The 18,308-nt window shown below is 48.2% G+C and carries 14 protein-coding genes; 3 read left to right on the plus strand and 11 right to left on the minus strand.

Going from position 1 to position 18,308, the window contains the following annotated elements:
- Positions 1-84: 84 nt before the first annotated feature.
- The 3 genes from ACFI32_RS12915 to ACFI32_RS12925 form a co-directional block, all read right to left on the minus strand.
- Positions 85-1,578 carry a Na+/H+ antiporter NhaC family protein gene (locus ACFI32_RS12915; RefSeq protein WP_462627008.1) on the minus strand — a complete coding sequence of 498 codons (1,494 nt, stop codon included), beginning with the start codon at positions 1,576-1,578 and terminating at the stop codon, positions 85-87.
- Between the two features lie 194 nt (positions 1,579-1,772).
- Complete coding sequence (locus tag ACFI32_RS12920; protein ID WP_462627009.1) at positions 1,773-3,131, minus strand: NAD(P)/FAD-dependent oxidoreductase; 1,359 nt, start codon at positions 3,129-3,131, stop codon at positions 1,773-1,775.
- 1 nt (position 3,132) lies between these two features.
- On the minus strand, positions 3,133-4,476 hold the full coding sequence (locus ACFI32_RS12925; RefSeq protein ID WP_462627010.1) for a glutamine synthetase family protein: 1,344 nt from the start codon (positions 4,474-4,476) through the stop codon (positions 3,133-3,135).
- Positions 4,477-4,781: 305 nt separating this feature from the next.
- Between ACFI32_RS12925 and ACFI32_RS12930 the strand changes: the two genes are divergently transcribed.
- Positions 4,782-5,537 carry a gamma-glutamyl-gamma-aminobutyrate hydrolase family protein gene (locus ACFI32_RS12930; protein ID WP_462627011.1) on the plus strand — a complete coding sequence of 252 codons (756 nt, stop codon included), beginning with the start codon at positions 4,782-4,784 and terminating at the stop codon, positions 5,535-5,537.
- Complete coding sequence (locus ACFI32_RS12935; RefSeq protein ID WP_462627012.1) at positions 5,497-6,180, plus strand: cupin domain-containing protein; 684 nt, start codon at positions 5,497-5,499, stop codon at positions 6,178-6,180. The genes ACFI32_RS12930 and ACFI32_RS12935 overlap by 41 nt, the downstream gene beginning before the upstream one ends.
- A 305-nt stretch (positions 6,181-6,485) precedes the next feature.
- Here ACFI32_RS12935 and ACFI32_RS12940 read toward each other — a convergent pair whose 3' ends face one another.
- From ACFI32_RS12940 to ACFI32_RS12975, 8 genes are all read right to left on the minus strand, one after another.
- Positions 6,486-7,739 (minus strand): glycosyltransferase, encoded by a 1,254-nt coding sequence (locus ACFI32_RS12940; RefSeq protein ID WP_462627013.1) that lies wholly within the window; start codon positions 7,737-7,739, stop codon positions 6,486-6,488.
- Between the two features lie 135 nt (positions 7,740-7,874).
- Positions 7,875-8,735 (minus strand): TIGR03915 family putative DNA repair protein, encoded by an 861-nt coding sequence (locus ACFI32_RS12945; protein ID WP_462627033.1) that lies wholly within the window; start codon positions 8,733-8,735, stop codon positions 7,875-7,877.
- Complete coding sequence (locus ACFI32_RS12950) at positions 8,735-10,003, minus strand: putative DNA modification/repair radical SAM protein (protein ID WP_462627014.1); 1,269 nt, start codon at positions 10,001-10,003, stop codon at positions 8,735-8,737. Before ACFI32_RS12950 ends, ACFI32_RS12945 begins: the two co-directional genes overlap by 1 nt.
- Before the next feature lie 196 nt (positions 10,004-10,199).
- Positions 10,200-11,099, minus strand: a complete 900-nt coding sequence (locus ACFI32_RS12955) for a hypothetical protein (RefSeq protein WP_462627015.1) — start codon at positions 11,097-11,099, stop codon at positions 10,200-10,202.
- A 236-nt stretch (positions 11,100-11,335) separates the two neighbouring features.
- Positions 11,336-11,812, minus strand: a complete 477-nt coding sequence (gene greA / locus ACFI32_RS12960) for a transcription elongation factor GreA (protein WP_462627016.1) — start codon at positions 11,810-11,812, stop codon at positions 11,336-11,338.
- 181 nt (positions 11,813-11,993) lie between these two features.
- A complete protein-coding gene (gene carB / locus ACFI32_RS12965; protein ID WP_462627017.1) occupies positions 11,994-15,257 on the minus strand; it encodes a carbamoyl-phosphate synthase large subunit in 3,264 nt (1,087 codons plus the stop codon).
- A gap of 152 nt (positions 15,258-15,409) precedes the next feature.
- A complete protein-coding gene (gene carA / locus ACFI32_RS12970; protein ID WP_462627018.1) occupies positions 15,410-16,651 on the minus strand; it encodes a glutamine-hydrolyzing carbamoyl-phosphate synthase small subunit in 1,242 nt (413 codons plus the stop codon).
- A 273-nt stretch (positions 16,652-16,924) separates the two neighbouring features.
- Positions 16,925-17,473 (minus strand): phosphatase PAP2 family protein, encoded by a 549-nt coding sequence (locus ACFI32_RS12975; protein WP_462627019.1) that lies wholly within the window; start codon positions 17,471-17,473, stop codon positions 16,925-16,927.
- A 190-nt stretch (positions 17,474-17,663) separates the two neighbouring features.
- Between ACFI32_RS12975 and ACFI32_RS12980 the strand changes: the two genes are divergently transcribed.
- Positions 17,664-18,200, plus strand: a complete 537-nt coding sequence (locus ACFI32_RS12980; RefSeq protein WP_462627020.1) for a gamma carbonic anhydrase family protein — start codon at positions 17,664-17,666, stop codon at positions 18,198-18,200.
- Positions 18,201-18,308 lie beyond the last annotated feature (108 nt).

Below are 18,308 nucleotides of genomic sequence, written 5' to 3' on the forward strand. Positions count from 1 at the left end.
GTGTAAAGGTAGAGGGGTGTGTTGGCTAGCGAACCATTAGTGAGTTCGTTAGCCAACAATGACGCTATCAGTACTGGGTTTGGCTTATGCCATTGTGTAACCCAATACTAAGAAGGCAACGACCGATAACACTGCGCCGAGCATGGCATAAGGGAACTGGGTAAAGGCATGCTGCATAGGAGAGCAGCCCGCACCTTGCGCCGCCAGTAGTGATGAGTCACTAAAGAAGCAGGCATGACTACCGAATGAAGAGGCTGATAACAACGCACCAATCATCAGTGGCGTGCTGACGCCTAATGAGAGTGAGATTGGAAATACGATGGGCATGGCCAATACGTACAGACCCCAGCTTGATGAGGTGGCGAAGGTTAAGAACGCCATGACCGCAAAGATAACCGCAGGAAAGATCACAATGGTCATATAAGGCGTGATGGCTTCAATCACATAGGTGGTCATACCAAGATCGTCGTTAATGGCTTTTAAGAAAAATCCGCCAATAACCGTTGAGAGCGGATAGAGCATGACTTTAAAGCCTTTAAAAATAGATTCCACTTGGGTTTCAAAGCTCAAAATACCTTGCATCCAATAGATCACAACGGTGACAAAACAGGTGAGCAGCGCGCCGCGTAATAGATCGACTTCAAAATAAATGGTTGACACAATAAGCAGGATCATCGGAAAGGCAAAGTTTGCGATATTGGCTTTAAAAGACACCTTGCGTTTGGCTTGGACGTTTGAGACCAGCTGCTCTTCGACAAAGGCTTCAGGGACAGGATGACCTGATTTGGCGCGTTTCTCCGCTTTTTTCATGGGTCCCCAGTCACCTAAGATGCCATAAGCCACCAAAAAGACAATCAGCAGAGCAAACCACGCATAGGCCATATAAGGAATGGCACTGATATAAAGCCCAATGCCTTTGCCATCCGCGGCCACGCCGTTTTCCTCTAGTAGGCCAGAAAAATAGACGGCCCACGTAGAGATAGGAACGATAATACACATGGGCGCTGCAGTGGAATCGACAATGTAGGCAAGCTTTTCGCGCGAGACCTGATAGACGTCAGTGAGTTTTTTGACAGACGTGGAGACGGCAAGGCAGTTTAAGTAATCATCGATAAAGACCACCACGCCCAATGCAAAGGTTGCGAGCAACGACTGACGCCGCGATTTAATGATTTTTTGTAGCCATTCGCTAAAGCCATCAAGGCAGCCGCTAATTTCAAGTAATTGAATCAAACCGCCCATCAAACCACAGACGAGCACAATCCAAATAATGGTGTCATTACCCAATACCATCGACATGTTGTCGGCAAAAGGAGAGACCAAATCCAATGGGTTGAGCATGACAAGGCCAGCAACGCAGCCTGCGATCATCGACTCAAAGGGTCGCCTAGAGACAATGGCGACGACGAGTACCAACAGCGTTGGCAATAAAGATAATGCACCCCATGACTCGTCTGGGCCACGGGTGGTGGATAGCCACGCAAACACTAAGTAAATAGCGACTGCGCCCAGCACGGTGAGAAAGACTCGCTTGTTATGATACTGCCCTTCGACGGCATCATTGAGTTTCATATTCATATTCACGCTCCCTGTCAAACTCTATTTTTAGGACAAATTTTATGCTGTAACTGACGCTAGATAGATAGTAGAAACTAGACTTTCTACCTAGCCTTACCATAGTAATCCATTGCTATGGTAAGTTAATTTAATAATCATTATTAAAATCAGAGCGCTGTATTTGTTTAGTGCTCATTGTAAGGCATGTAATAGAGTTACATACCCGTTTTGTCTTTTAGTGCATACCACCATGAGCCCATGACAGAATAAGGCACACGTAGCGCTCGACCACCCGGGAACGGGATCCATGGAATCTGTGCAAAAGTGTCGAACTCTTTGGTATTGCCATTGATGGCATCGGCAAGTATCTGTCCGAACAAATGCGAGCCCGTCACGCCGTGCCCACTATAACCATGAGCGAAAAATACCCGATCATGCAGCTTGCCCATTTGCGGGACGCGTGAGAATGACAGTGCAAAGTTACCACTCCATGCATAGTCGATTTTGACATCGCGCAGCTGAGGAAAGATTTTGTTCATATTGGGTCTGATTTTGGCGGTGATATCTGAGGGATCTTGACCTCCATAGACCGTACCGCCGCCAAACAGCATGCGCTTGTCCGCCGAGAGGCGATAATAATCCAAAATATAGCGCACATCTTCAACGCAGACATCAGAGGGTATTAGGGTATCAGCCAAGTCACCGAGGGGCTCGGTTGCAATGATTTGGGTGGATACGGGCATCACGCGGTCGGTCAGTTTGGGAATGACTTTATTGAGATAGGCATTGCCGCAGATAACCGCTTGCTGGCAGGTGACGGTCCCAAATTCAGTGATGATTTTAATTGAGTCGTCGTTATATTCGATATCGACCATCAAGGTATTTTCATAGATTGTGCCGCCGCCGTACTCGATGGCAGATGCCTCACCCAGCGCCAGATTGAGCGGATGGATGTGCCCACCTGAATGGTCGATGACACCGCCGATATAAGCATCGGTATTGACATAGCGCTGTATGCCTGCTTTATCAAGGATTTCACGATCCTGCATACCATGCGATTCCCACAATTTATGTGTGGATATTAAGTCTTTCATTTGGCCTTGGTTAAACGCAGCAAAGACGTTTTTTTCTTTTAAATCGCAGTCGATATGGTAATCATGGATAAAGCGGCGAATGATTTTGCCACCGCGGGTGACCAGTTTGCCAACAAAATCAGCGTTTTGTTGCCCATAAGATTTTTTGATTTTTTCAAGGCTTGCGTTGAGACCGTTGACAATCTGACCGCCGTTACGCCCCGATGCACCCCAGCCAATTTGTGCGCCTTCAAGCACCACCACCTCATGATCGCTTTCGATCAAATGTAGCGCCGTTGACAGTCCGCTATAGCCACCACCGACCACACAAATTTCCGTTTTGATGTCAGTAGTGAGCGCCAGTCGATTGGGTTTTTGATTGCGACTGGCTGCATAGTAGCTGTCAGGATATTGGCCTTTGTCTGAATAATGCGGGATATTGCGTGCGTTATTAGATTGGCGGTTTGGGCTGATAGGGGTTGTCGCATTACTATTTGACATATTAGACATCCTGTAAATAGGTGAGGTATTCAAGGTTGGTGACTTGCTGGGCAAAGCGCTTAGCTTCTTGCTTTTTGACGGCAGTCAGTAGCTCAATCATTTCACTTGGGAACAATGAGTCAATGGTATCACTTTCTTCAAACGCACGAATGGCAGAGAGCCAATCTAGGGGAAGGGTTTCAAGCTCATTGTCATCATAGGTGATTTCATTGATTGGGGCTGGGGCTTCAAGTTTGTTTTCAATACCGTACAGCATCCCTGCCAGTACCGCACTACAAACCAAATAAGGGTTGGCATCAGCGCCTGAGACACGATGCTCAATGCGGCGTGCGTTGGTGTCACCACCTGGAATACGCACAGCGGCGGTACGGTTCTCATAGCCCCAAGAAATATTATTGGGTGCAAGTGTACCGGGCGTGAAGCGGCGATAAGAGTTGACGTGCGGTGCAAACAATAATGTACAGTCTGACATGGTCTTTAGTAGACCTGCAACGGCATGGCGCAAGGTTTCTGACCCTTCATCGGAGCCATCATCAAAGACATTGTTGCCGTCTTTATCAAGCAAACTACAGTGAACATGAAAGCCGTTACCAGATTGTAGACCAAAGGGTTTGGCCATAAAGGTAGCCGTCAGTCCGCGTTTTGCGGCAACCGCTTTAACGACTTGTTTGAACAAAATGGCATCATCTGCGGCTTTAAGTGGGTCGTTGACGTGTAATAAATTAATCTCAAACTGACCACAGCCATTTTCGGCCAGCGCGGCATCGACGGGAATATCAAGTTTACGGCACTGGGCGTAGATATCATCTAAAAAGTCATCAAATTGCAGTAGATCGTTGATGCTTAAAATAGAGGTCTTGTTGAGGCGCAAGCCACTTTTGGGGCGAATGGGCGGTTGTGGGGTCTCGCCCTCAGTGTAATCAAGCAAATAAAATTCAAGCTCGGTCGCCATGACGGGTGTCAACTCTAGCGCTTTGAACTTCTCGCTGATGTAGTTAAGGACATGGCGGGCATCACCGTAGTAAGGCTCGTTGTCTTCGGTATAGAGCCATACAGGAAGTAGCGATGACGGCGCGCTGGTATTGAGAAGTGGGTAGGCGGCGCGGCCTGTGGGTTTGGCGATGGCATCGATATCGCCATTACACTGCGAGGATTCAATGACATCAGCACCCCAGATGTCGACGCCCAAAATCGACATGGGCAAACGTACCGCACCACTTTCTGCTTTTTCCATTTGATCGAAAGGGATGCGCTTACCACGAAGTAAGCCGTTGATGTCACTAACGGCCACATATACATATTCACTGTCGCTAATCGCGTCGACCATTCCGTTGGCTATTGTCATATCTGTTGTCCCTATTATCCCGATTGGTGTTGAGAGGTGAGACGCCTATGTGATGGCGCATCATGCGCTGCTCTTATTGGTTATTATTAATATAGGGGTGAAATTTATATATGTCAATTTTTATTTATAGGCGCGAATAAGTAATTTATAATACTCATAGTGAGCAAAATAATTATTTGTCGGTATTTATAATTTACATTTATACTGGAGTTATGGTAAATTTTAATGGCGTTCTTATCTCCATACGTAGGATAATACCGCAATCACAAAGGATTTTTAGCTTATAAATCAAAGGGATGTGTAATATGAAGCAAAATCGCCCCATCATCGCAGTCGTCTCATGCCACAAGATGGTAGACGGTCAGCCCACACAAGCGGTCTATCAAAAATACATCGATGCCATTAATTTTCATGGTGGCAATGCCATCTTGCTGCCATACACTGCCGCGCAGGAGGCCAACTTTGAGGGAGTGATGGCGCTGGTCGATGGGGTGGTATTGACTGGCAGCTACAGTAATGTGTCGCCTGCACGCTACGGCGCAACACATGTAGAGGAAAAACAGGATCTAAACCGTGATGAGCTTAGCTTCAAGCTGCTTGATTATGCTGCCCAAAACAATCTGCCATTGTTTGCGGTATGTCGCGGTTTGCAAGAAATGAACGTCCATTTTGGCGGCACGCTATATCCAGATTGGCGCGAGATAGAGGGGTTTTATGAGCAGCATTTAGAAGACAGTAACGCACCACTTGAAGTGCAGTATCAGCCCGTTCACGATGTGCTGATTGAGGCAGGTGGGCGTTTGGCAGCATTTGGCAATGAGTGGCATGTCAACTCTTTGCACAAGCAAGCGATTGCCCAAGTCGGTGCGTCATTACAAGTAGAGGCTTATGCGCGTGATGGGTTGGTTGAGGCGATCAGTTTGCCACATCATCCATTCATGATTGGTGTACAATGGCACCCAGAACTGAATTACGATAAAGATGAAATGTCCAAATTTTTGTTTAGGAAATTTATTGACCATGCAAGAAAAAGACCCAAAAAAAACAGCACCAATCACTGACAAGCCCGACACTGCGGCAGCCAGTAATCACCATGCTGCCGACACCACCAACAACGATAAATCCGCAACCGTAGAACGGCCTGAGTTTGAAGAGGAGGACGTGGGTAAAAAAATCAATCAGCTGCGCCTTGCCAAAGGTTTTTCTCAGCGCAAGCTGGCACGGATGGCGGGTTTGACCAATACCTCAATCAGCGCGATTGAGCGTAACAAAGTCAGCCCTGCCATCAATACCCTCAAGGCGATATTGTCCGTATTGGATTCGGACTTAGCGACGTTTTTTAGTGATGAGTGGAAAGAGCGCAAGCCTCGTGTGGTAGTGACGCCAAACGATTTGATTGAGCTTAGCGAGTCGAATAGCCGCGTATCACTAAAACAGGTTTATAACTATAGCCCTAGCCGCAACCTTGGATTTTTAATCGAACTTTATGAGCCAAACAGCTCTACTGAAGAAAAAATCTCCCACGAAGGTGAAGAAATTGGGACGGTCATTGAAGGTACCATTATGATTCGTATCGATGACACCACGTATCTGCTCAACCAAGGCGACAGTTATGTGATTAATACTGCTCATCCGCATACTTTTATCAACCCCAGTAACAGCCAAACGCGCATCGTCAGCGCCCACACGCCTGCTACTTATTAGGGCGTGTCCCTACTTCAAACGTGTATCACTAAATGGGCTAAAAATGGCTAAATCTTTGCTAAACGGCGTTAAATAGCTGGTCAATATCTCGATATTACCTGCGCTATTTTCCTTGTTTATCTTCGATTTATCTCATTTTTATCACCATTTTTAAAATAGGGACACGCCCTAGGGCATGTCTCTAATTCAAACGTGTATCACTAAATGGGCTAAAATAGCAGTAGTAGCGATTTATGCTGTATATAGCGTGTTTAACCCTCATGGCTGAGCAGTCATAAGGGTTAAATACGGCTGCCAGTGTTTGTTTAATGATCTGCTTGTTGCTCATCCACTTGGGCTTTTTGTTGGACGTTTGGTTCATCATTTGCTTGCTGCTGCCTTGTTAACTTTGATTTACGGGCAGCATGAGCCTCTTTGCGTCGCCGCTCTTCAATTTGGGTTTCTTCATACAAGTGCTGGTAAACCGCCAGCGTCTGCTCGATCATCTCACGCATGGTGAATTGATTGGTCATCTCAGGACGGGTGACGCTATCAAGCTGATGCTTAACTGCTTTACACAGGGCTTGGGCGTTATAGTGCTTGACCAAACCTTGTGGGTAGAGCGGCTGCAAAATCTCGCTAAAGGCGGCTTGATCCCAGCCGATCACGGGTGTGCCCAGATGGATGGCCTGCAGGGCATTGATACCAATGGATTCTGGTTGGTTGGCCAGTGCCATGACGACGTTGGCTGCCGATAGCCACTCACGCATGTCATTACGTTTGCTACCGACATAGGTGATGCGCTCATCTAAATCCAGTGAGGCGGTGCGTTGATAAAAGTCTTCGTAAGCCACATCACCTTCGCGCTTGTCTTCATCCATAATGACCGCATGAATATTGGGAAACTGCTCTTGCAAATTGCCCAAAATATCAATCAGCCATTCTTGACCGTATTCGTTGCCAATTACCGTGGGGAAGACCAGCCATTTTTTGTGCTCAAGCTCAGGGTATTCTGCAAAAGTGCGGCGTAGCCAGTAGACAGAAGGGTTGTGCCGATAAGGGTAGCGACGTGTATCAACGCCGCGGTAGATGCGTTTAACACGTTTAGGTAGGGGGTCATCAGGGTGCAAGCGTTCCGTCAAATAGTTGGTGACACTATCAGAGACGGTGATCAGCGTATCGACATCGAGAAGCGCTTGTGAGTACTTATTGATTGGATAAAAGCCATACATGGTCGAAACCAGCTTGGGCAGTTGCTTGACCCGCGCACGGCGCAGCGCCAAATGCAGTACCCACGCAGGTGTACGTGAATGCACGTGAATGATATCAGGACTGTATTTTTCGATAAGATGGCGTAATGGCGCGACTTGCATGATGGCCAGCCATGATTTTTTGTTCATATACAGCTGATGATACAGATTGCCATCACGCTCTAAGCGCTTGACCAAGTTGTTATCTGCATCAGCACTGGCGACGATAATGGAGGTGTGACCGTTTTTGACCAAGGCACGTCCCAGATGAAAGATGCCGCGTTCGGACTCATCATGTTTTAAAGACGACAGTAAGCGCATCACTTTCATAAGGACAGATCACAAATTGAAGGTATCAAGACGCTATTGTCGGGTAAAAGCCCCCAAAACTCAACCTTAAACACCGACTGGCGTCATCAAGTCAGCGCATCAGCAACAGACTCAGTTGATAGTAGTGGCAGCGCCTTAACAACCGCGCCGTTTTTGCACATGCGCTGCATCTGGTAATACCTGTTTTTCGCTCAAGTATTTCCAGTAGCGTTGCGGCAAATATTGTCTGTGCAGCTTGGGGTTTTTGCGCGCTTTGATATTGACGTTGGTGAAGTAGCCCTGCCAAAAGCGTTGGTACTGCTGTTCGGCGGGACTGTGAATGCTGGCAGGATGTGTGAGCACGTTGTGATCAATATCAGTGATGGTCTGTAGCGCAGCAGGCGCTGACGTATCGCCTTTGGTTTTGTCATAATAAATCCCATAACCGCGGCGCACATCATAAATCGCCCAGTGCTGATCTTGATAGCGCTGGCGAAAATGCGCCCCAATCAAGGGCAAAACATTAAAATCTGGCTCAATACGGGCAAAATAAATGTCCTCTGTGGTATGCTCGAAGCGTACAAAGGCCTCCATACGGTGTTTTTCGCGGCCTACTGACTTGACTGTCTGTGCCAGTGTCAGTACATCCAGATGACCCAAGTCTGCCATTACCGCCCGATCAGGGGAGTCAATGGCATATTTGACCACGCGAAACAGCACGGTGCCGATATCTGCTTGCTCAGATAACAACCCCCACAACAGCTGGCGAATGCCTGAGCGGCCAAGCTGCGTGTGCAATCGCTTCAGTACCCGCTGCGCGTGCTCCGTATTGACAGTGACGCTCACCGTATGATCAATCAGTGACGGCACAAAGCCATCTTGTGCGATCAGCTGTAGCTCAGAATCCGTGTGCAGTTGCTGCTCATACGCATAAAACACCGCACTGAGCCAGCCCTCAAAGCAGGGCTCATAGAGCAAAATGGTGGGTTTGAGCGTATCAATCTCATAAGTGCCCATCAAAACAGCGCCAACTGGCCATCACGCTGGCTCTTAAATTTGGTCTGCGTTTGCGCCAGCACATAGCTGCGAAAATTGTCTCGCGTCAAGTGGGCAAGGTGTTCGTTTTTACCCGTCATGGCGATAAAATATTTGGCACGATTGACTGCTGCGCCCATTTTTTTGAGATGCGCTAAGGTTAAATGGTTAAACTGACGCGCCTTGATCATTTTTTTTGCTGTTTTAATACCGATACCCGGTATGCGTACGATCATCTCATAAGGGGCCGTCTGGATATTGACGGGGAAATGCTCGCGGTGGCGTATCGCCCAAGCCAGCTTGGGGTCGCAATCCAAATCCAAAAATGGCGCGTCGGCCTCGACGATTTCATGCGCGCCAAAACCATAAAAGCGCATCAGCCAATCGGCTTGATATAAGCGGTTTTCACGAATCATCGGTACAGGCGTACCAACGGCCGGCAAGCGCTTGTCGGTCAACATTGGCACATACCCTGAATAATAGACCCGCTTAAGTGAATACTGCTGATAAAAGTGGCTGGAGAGCTGAATAACTTGCAGATCGGTCTCGTTACTGGCACCGACGATCATCTGACTGGTTTGACCTGCAGGTGCAAATTTGGGCGTTTTTTTGTGGGTTTTACGGCTTTCACGGATAGTGATAATTTCTTCTTTTACCGTCGCCATCGGCGCTTTGAGTTGCTCATGTGATTTTTCTGGTGCGAGCAATGCCAGTCCTGATTTGGTTGGAATTTCAATGTTGGCACTTAAGCGATCTGCATATAAGCCTGCTTGTCTGAGCAGTTCAGGACTACAATCGGGGATGGTCTTTAGGTGAATATAGCCGTTAAAGCCCTCGCGGGTGCGCAAAATTTTGGCCACCTCCACCAAGCGCTCCATCGTATAGTCGCCGCTTTTAAAGATACCAGAGCTTAAAAACAACCCCTCGATATAGTTGCGGCGATAAAACTGCATGGTCAGCTCAACCACTTCTTCAACCGTAAACGCCGCACGCGGGGTGTCATGGCTCTTGCGCGAGGTGCAGTAAGCGCAGTCGTAGATACAGTGGTTGGTGAGCAGAATCTTGAGCAAGCTGACGCAGCGTCCGTCTTCGGTATAGCTGTGACAAATGCCAGATTTTGCCGCATTGCCTAAGCTGCCGCCTTGGTTTTTGCGCGTGCTGCCAGAGGAAGAGCATGACACATCATACTTGGCGGCGTCTGCTAGAATATTGAGCTTGCCTTGTAACCTTTCATAATTAATGGCTGCCATAACGTCATCGCTATCCTTTATTTATAGAGTATTATTTTAACAAAATACAACGTAAGTCACTGTAAATAAAAGAGAAATTAAAAAATAACACGACAACGGCTGTCGTTTGATGAATAGCATCGATCGCATAAAAAAGGCCTTAGTATGTGGATACTAAGACCTTTTTTATTCATCAATTTCGTTTGCGACAAACAGGTTATTGCACTTTCGCGCGAATCACGACCGTTTGTGGTGCATCCGTGGTCACATTTGCCAAATTCCAGCGCAAGCCAGAGTAGTTTTCTTGAATCACGGTGGTGTTGCCCATTTGCTGAATAGTCTGATAGCGGTTGCCACCCGTGGTCGCCAGCGTTGGTAATGGGCTGCTTAGTGAGACCAGTTTAACACCGCTTGGCAAAGTCACGGTCGCATTGAGATCGTTGACAGGCTGCGCACTGGTATTGATATAGGTGGTGCGATATTCAATCACATCGCCTGAGGCAACATGACTGGCAGGGACGGCAACATCGCGACCATCGCTGTTTTTCATAATTTTCATGATTTTGGTGTTGGCGCTTACCAGATCGGGCGCGCTAAATGTCGGTTGTAACTGCAACGTATCCAATGACACCGTGGTCATTGCTGGGCTGGCAATGGTCGTAACCGTCGGTGCATTTAAGACAGGCACACTGGTCACGGTGGTGACAGGTAGCGTCTGAGTCGTCATCGGTGCGTTAATCACGCTCACTCGAGTATTGGGTGTTGCACCGATTTGAGTGACACCAACTTGGGTGGTCGCGCTGGCGGTTGGCATGGTGGTGACGGTAGTGGTGCCTTGATTGATACGATAGCGCGGTATGGTATTAACGCTGACAGCAGCAAAAGGCATACCGTTTTGCATGGTGATGCCATTTGGCGTGGTGGCAATGGTAGCCACTTGACCATCGGCACTTTGTTCGACGATCGCGGTGCTGCCTGTTGCAGATGGACTGATCGTCACTTCAGGCGCGGCGTGACCAGCAGAGGCGGCCAGTACAGAGGTGGTAAATAAGGCGGCGGTTAGCATCGATTTTGTAGCAGGTTGCGGTGTGCGGCGATAATCAGTAAACACAGTCATGGCAAATTCCTTGTAAACAATGAAAAAGTAGAACAACGAAAACGCAGCTCAGATAAGCAAAACCCCCACCAAACGACAGAATCAAGCTGTCATTTGGCGAGGGTATCAATACTGACAATGACGGATCATCGTCATGATTCACAAAGTGCTTAGCATGATGGGGTCAATGGAATTATGCGCCAAAACAACAGCGATAAAAAAGCAGTATTGTGTAACGGGTGCTGCGCTCAACCAACTTAGCCGTAAATCACTTCCATCACTCCGTATTCGACCAAACCGCTTGGGGTTTGGATACGGGCTTCATCGCCCTCAAATTTACCGATCAAGCCGCGTGCGATGGGCGAGTTGACTGAGATTTTGCCTGCTTTAAAGTCCGCTTCGTCATCGCCGACGATTTTGTAGCGTTTTTCTTCTTCGGTATCCATGTTTTCAATGACCACAGTCACACCAAATACCACGCGGCCTTCTTGCTTTAAGGTCGCAGGGTCGATAACTTGTGCCCCGCTGAGTTTGGCTTCGATATCACGAATACGTGCTTCACAAAATCCCTGTTGCTCACGGGCGGCATGGTATTCTGCGTTTTCTTTTAAATCGCCGTGTTCACGCGCTTCTGCAATGGCAGCGGTAATGCGTGGACGATCGACACTTTTTAATTGTTTTAACTCAGCTTCTAGGGTCGCATGTCCTTGCGGGGTCATAGGGTAGCGTTGCATGTTTTTTCCTTAAACCAATAAAATCACACCATCTCATGATGAGATGGTGTCGAGGTTATTGCAATGAGTTTGTTAGATAAAAAGGCAATACAGTGACCATCACGCCCTCTCAATAATGAGCATAGCGTGATGGTCAAAAATGTATTAAATAAACGGTACAGTCGTTTCTAATTTACTGAAATTATTCAGCCGCGTCAACAACCTTTGCTTGCTCATGCAAGTCCTGTAGCTTATAGACTTGAAATGGCAAGTCAATCGCGTAGGACTTACAAACCGCATCTGCAGCGCCAAGCGTGGTCACGTAGAACACTTTACCTTGTAGGGCGCTGCGGCGAATAGAGAACGAATCCTCTTGAGCCTGCTTGCCTTCAGTGGTGTTGATGATAAGGTCGATTTGACCATTTTTCAAGGCATCAACGATATGCGGGCGACCTTCGGTCACCTTGTTAATGCGTTTACAAGCGATACCTTGGGCTTCGATGGCTTTTTGCGTGCCTTCGGTTGCGACCAAGTCAAAGCCGTAGTTGACCAGTTGGCGAGCAACTGCTGGGATTTGGGCTTTGTCACTGTCGCGAACAGAGATAAAGACCGTTTTGGTTTCGCCTTCAACAGGCAAGCCTGGTAGACGCTCGTTACTACCGATGATGGCTTTATAAAACGCTTCGCCAAAAGTTTTGCCCACGCCCATCACTTCGCCTGTTGATTTCATCTCAGGGCTTAGGATGGGATCAACGCCTGGGAACTTAGCAAATGGGAAGACCGCTTCTTTGACGGCGTAGAATGAAGGTTCAATCTCTTTGGTAAAGCCTTGGTCTTTAAGTGACGTGCCAGCCATACAGCGTGCAGCGACCTGCGCAAGCGAGGTACCGATGCACTTAGAAACAAAGGGTACGGTACGAGCGGCACGCGGGTTGACCTCTAGGATGTAGATGGTTTCGCCTTTAACGGCAAACTGAACGTTCATCAAACCGACCACGCCAAGCTCTTTGGCCATCGCGATGGTTTGTGCGCGCATCACATCGCATAGTTCATCAGACAGTGAATATGGTGGCAGTGAACAGGCTGAGTCACCTGAGTGGACGCCTGCTTGCTCAATGTGCTGCATGATGCCGCCGATCACCACTTCATTACCATCGCTGACGCAGTCAACATCGACTTCGATGGCATCATCCAAGAAACGGTCGAGTAGCACAGGCGCTTCGTTAGAGGCGCGTACAGCAGTACGTAAGTAGTGCTTTAGCTCATCTTCGTTATAGACGATTTCCATCGCGCGGCCACCCAAGACGTAAGAAGGACGTACGACCAGTGGATAACCCACATCTTTGGCTTTGACCAAGCCGTCTTCCATGCTGGTTGCTAGCGCGTTTGATGGTTGGACTAAGTCGAGCTGATGGATCATGTGCTGGAAACGCTCACGGTCTTCTGCACGGTCGATGGCATCAGGACTGGTACCGATGATTTTAACGCCTGCCGATTCTAGCGCGCGCGCCAGTTTAAGTGGTGTTTGACCACCGAACTGCACGATCACTCCGTCGGGATTTTCGATACGGACGATCTCTAACACGTCTTCTAACGTGATTGGCTCGAAATACAGACGGTCTGAGGTGTCATAGTCGGTGGAAACGGTTTCAGGGTTACAGTTGACCATGATGGTTTCATAGCCATCTTCACGCATGGCAAGTGCCGCATGAACACAGCAGTAGTCAAACTCAATACCTTGACCAATACGGTTAGGGCCGCCGCCGACAACCATGATTTTCTTTTTATCGGTTGGATTGGCTTCGCATTCGCTATCGTAAGTTGAGTACATATAGGCGGTGCTGGTGGCAAACTCGGCCGCACAAGTATCGACACGCTTGTACACAGGATAGACGCCTAGATCCCAACGCTTTTTACGCAGCTGTTTTTGTGACACGCCAAGTAAACCAGCCATACGCAAGTCAGACAAGCCTTTACGCTTAAAGCTGCGTAAGTTATCGGCATTTAAGCCGCCAAAGCCCAAGCTTTTCACTTTGGCTTCTGATTTTACGATGTCTTCGATTTGTACCAAGAACCAAGGATCAATTTTGGTGTGGTTAAACACGTCATCGACACTCATGCCCACACGGAACGCGTCTGCGATGTAGAAGATGCGCTCAGGGGTCGGGATGGTCAAGCGGTTGGTGATTTCAACGCGGGCTTTGTCAGCGCTGACTTCTGATAAGTCGATTTGCTCATCAAAGCCATTCGCGCCAGTTTCCATGCCGCGTAGGGCTTTTTGCATCGACTCTTGAAAGTTACGACCGATGGCCATGACTTCACCCACCGATTTCATCTGCGTTGACAAAATGCTGTCCGCTTGGGCAAATTTTTCAAAGTTAAAGCGTGGAATCTTAGTAACCACATAATCAAGTGCAGGCTCGAAGCTCGCTGGTGTTTTGCCGCCTGTGATGTCGTTTTGCAATTCATCTAAGGTATAGCCGACTGCCAGCTTGGCGGCGATTTTGGCAATAGGAAAGCCCGTCGCTTTTGATGCTAGCGCTGATGAACGTGATACCCGTGGGTTCATCTCGATGACGACCATACGGCCTGTTTCTGGGTTGAGGCCAAACTGGACATTTGAGCCGCCCGTTTCAACACCGATTTCACGCAATACCGCGAGTGAGGCGTTACGCATGATCTGATATTCTTTATCAGTCAACGTCTGCGCGGGTGCGACGGTGATTGAGTCGCCAGTGTGTACGCCCATAGGATCAAAGTTTTCGATGGCACAGATGATGATGCAGTTGTCGTTTTTGTCACGAACCACTTCCATCTCGTACTCTTTCCAACCGATGAGTGATTCATCGATGAGCAGCTGATGAGTGGGTGATAAGTCAAACCCGCGCTCACAAATCTCAATGAACTCATCGCGGTTATAAGCGATACCACCGCCTGAGCCGCCCATGGTGAACGACGGACGAATGATACATGGGTAGCCCATTTTTGCTTGGGTGGCAAAGGCTTCTTCCATGGTTTCAGCGGTTTCAGCGCGCGGGCACTCAAGGCCGATGCGCTTCATGGCTTTATCAAACAAATCGCGGTCTTCTGCCATTTCGATGGCGTCTTTGGTCGCACCGATCAGCTCACAGTTGTACTTGGTCAATACGCCGTGCTTGTCCAGCTCAAGCGCACAGTTAAGTGCGGTCTGGCCGCCCATGGTGGGCAAAATCGCATCAGGGCTTTCTTTGGCGATGATTTGCTCAACCGTCTGCCACGTGATTGGCTCAATGTAGGTGGCGTCTGCCATCACAGGATCGGTCATGATGGTGGCAGGGTTTGAGTTCACCAAAATAACGCGGTAACCCTCTTCACGTAATGCTTTACACGCCTGTGCGCCTGAGTAGTCAAACTCACACGCTTGACCGATGACGATGGGGCCGGCGCCAATGATAAGAATGCTTTTTATGTCGGTACGTTTTGGCATAGTTAGAGCTACCTTCGTTTGATGATATTTTAAGTAATCTTTATTTCTAATAACGCTTATGGCGTTTTATACTTACAATGCTTTGTTACAGTACTGCTCAAACCGCTTTTAGCGATTCAAGCATTGACTTATTATCAAGTTATAACGAACCGTTAAGCTTGAGCAGTTTTAGCCTTTTCCATCATCTCAGCAAAGCGATCAAACAGTGGCGCGCAGTCGTGCGGGCCAGGGCTGGCTTCTGGGTGACCTTGAAAACTAAAGACAGGCTTGTTGGTCAGCTCGATGCCTTGGTTGGTACCATCGAACAATGAGCGGTGCGTTGATTTCACGTTTTCTGGCAAAGTGTCTTCATCAACCGCAAAACCGTGGTTTTGACTGGTGATCATCACTGTGCCTGTATCCAAGTCCTGTACAGGATGGTTGGCACCGTGGTGGCCCGTTTTCATCTTCATGGTGTTCGCGCCGCTAGCAAGACCAACGAGCTGATGACCAAGACAGATACCAAAGGTTGGTACGTCTGTTTCTTCAATAATGTGGCGTACGCTGTCGATGGCGTAGTCACAAGCCGCTGGATCGCCAGGGCCATTTGATAAGAAGATACCGTCTGGATTCATCGCCAGTACGTCAGCAATCGGGGTTTGTGCTGGGACAACCGTCACGCGGCAGCCGCGATCAACAAGCATACGCAGGATGTTGGTTTTGGTGCCAAAGTCATAGGCCACCACGTCGTATTTGTGCTCGATTTGCTTGCCAAGCTGCTTAAAAAAGCCGCCTGTACCGGTGTCATGGCTGCCTTCGATATCACGGTTGAGTAGGGTGTCTGATAGCTCCCATGTGCCTTCAGTCCACTCAAAGCCGTCAGGGTTACAGCATTCTTTGGCCAGATCCATACCTTTTAGGCCTGCAAAGCCTTGCGCCAACACAATCGCTTTTTGCTCGTCGTCGCTGGTGATGACATTGCCTTCAGCGGGCGTCATGATGCAGCCGTGCTGTGCGCCTTGGTCACGCAGCACACGGGTGAGCTGGCGGGTGTCGATATCTGCGATGGCAACGGTATCGTTGCGCTGTAGATAGGCGGTGAGGGATTCGGTGTTGCGAAAGCTTGAGGTCGCCATGGTGGCATCACGAATGATCAAACCCTCAGCCCAGACTTGATGGGTGTTGCCAGATTCGCTATCTTCACTGTTGGTACCCGTATTACCGATGTGCGGGTAAGTCAGTGTGACGAGCTGACGGGCATAGCTTGGGTCGGTTAATATTTCTTGATACCCTGTCATGGCTGTATTAAATACCACTTCACCGACACGATGACCCATACTGCCGATACTTACACCGTGAAAAATTGTGCCGTCTGCCAGTGCCAAAATTGCTTGTATATCTGCCGATGAATTCAAGGTTTGCCTCCGTTTTAATTTGGGGGTGCCCATATAGTTTGTGGTGCAATATGTGCCTGTTTATCATTTCAAAGTACCCGTGAAGACACCGAAAAATCGACATAAAGGCAAAAATTGTCCACAAAAAAGCGAGAAGACATCAGCAATGAGAACTACAAAACTCACTGGGTAGTGAATGAGTAACTCGCATCATGTCCGCTCGCTTAGGCACAGATTTTGCGCATTATACTAAAATTTTGCGAGAAGGGCTAGCACTGTACGCAAACGCAGCGATTAAAATTGGTAATGGACAGCAAAACCATAATAATCAGAAGCAAGATCAGTGGTGAGCAGCAGATCATCATTATAGCGTTTGGTCAGCACCATGCTACTGGCCACACCAAGCGCCGCGCCAGCCAGCACATCACCCACATCATGTTTGTCGGCTTTTACCCGACTATAGCCTACAAAGGTTGCCCCCACATAAGCAGGAATACTGTATTCTAAGCCGTAGCGTTTGTGAATAAAGCTGGCACCCTGAAAAGCCAGTGACGTATGCCCTGAAGGAAAGGAGTCTTGGTCGCTGCCATCGGGCCGCTCTTTATCAATGGTTGACTTGAGCGCATAGGTGGCGGCAACATTGGCTGCAAATGACTGATAAAATTGCTGACGTCCCGCTTTATCATCCATATAATGGGTGCTACCGTAGGCAAGGGCAGGGATCGTCAAAGCCATGATATCGCCTGCACGTTTGACGCCTGAATGACTGTCGGCCTGACTGGGCGCGGCGATGAGCATGCTGCTGGCGAGTAGGATAATGGGGGCGTAGGGGGTGCGCGGCATAAATACGTCCTTGATAGGGCAGCAGTAGCAATAATCGATGCTGCCATCGAAAAAATGGATAAAGTAAGCGCGGCTGATTGTACTATAAAGGTGGGCATTCGCCGCTAAAAAATCGCGCATCATAGGCAAAAATAGACTGATGCCATAATTTGCAGTTTTTTATACCAATCATACGAACTAAGGATGGATGATGATATTTAAATATTTGGACAAAACGCCAAGCTTTGCCGTACCATTCAATGGTTGGGTCGCTGACTCGGCACAAGTAATCGGTGATGTGTATTTGGGTCATAAAGCCAGCATTTGGTTTGGGGCGGTATTGCGCGGTGACGTCGGCCACATTCATATCGGTGACTATAGTAATGTGCAAGAAAACAGTGTGATTCATACTGATTTGGGTATCGAGGCCAATATTGGCAATTACGTCACTATCGGTCATATGGCGATGCTGCACGGCTGTCAAATCGGTGACAACAGTCTGATTGGCATTGGTGCGGTGGTGCTTAATAATGTCAAAATCGGTAAGAACTGCATCATTGGTGCCAAAGCCCTAGTCACAGAAGGCAAAGTGATTCCAGACAACTCAATGGTGATGGGTGCACCTGCAAAAGTCGTCAAAACGCTGACTGATGAGCAAGCCGCCATGCTAAAAATGTCAGCACACCATTACGCTGAGCTTTGTGAGACTTATAAAGAAGGTCTGACCGAAATAGCAATGCCTGATTAAAGACATTTCTTATTAAAGGCACTTTTTATTAAAAGCATATAGGTATCCTAAGCCTAATTTAACAGATAACAGGCTAAAGGCTGTATTTGATCAACGCTTTCATTTTTG

It is taken from the genome of Psychrobacter sp. PSi21 (assembly GCF_054960615.1).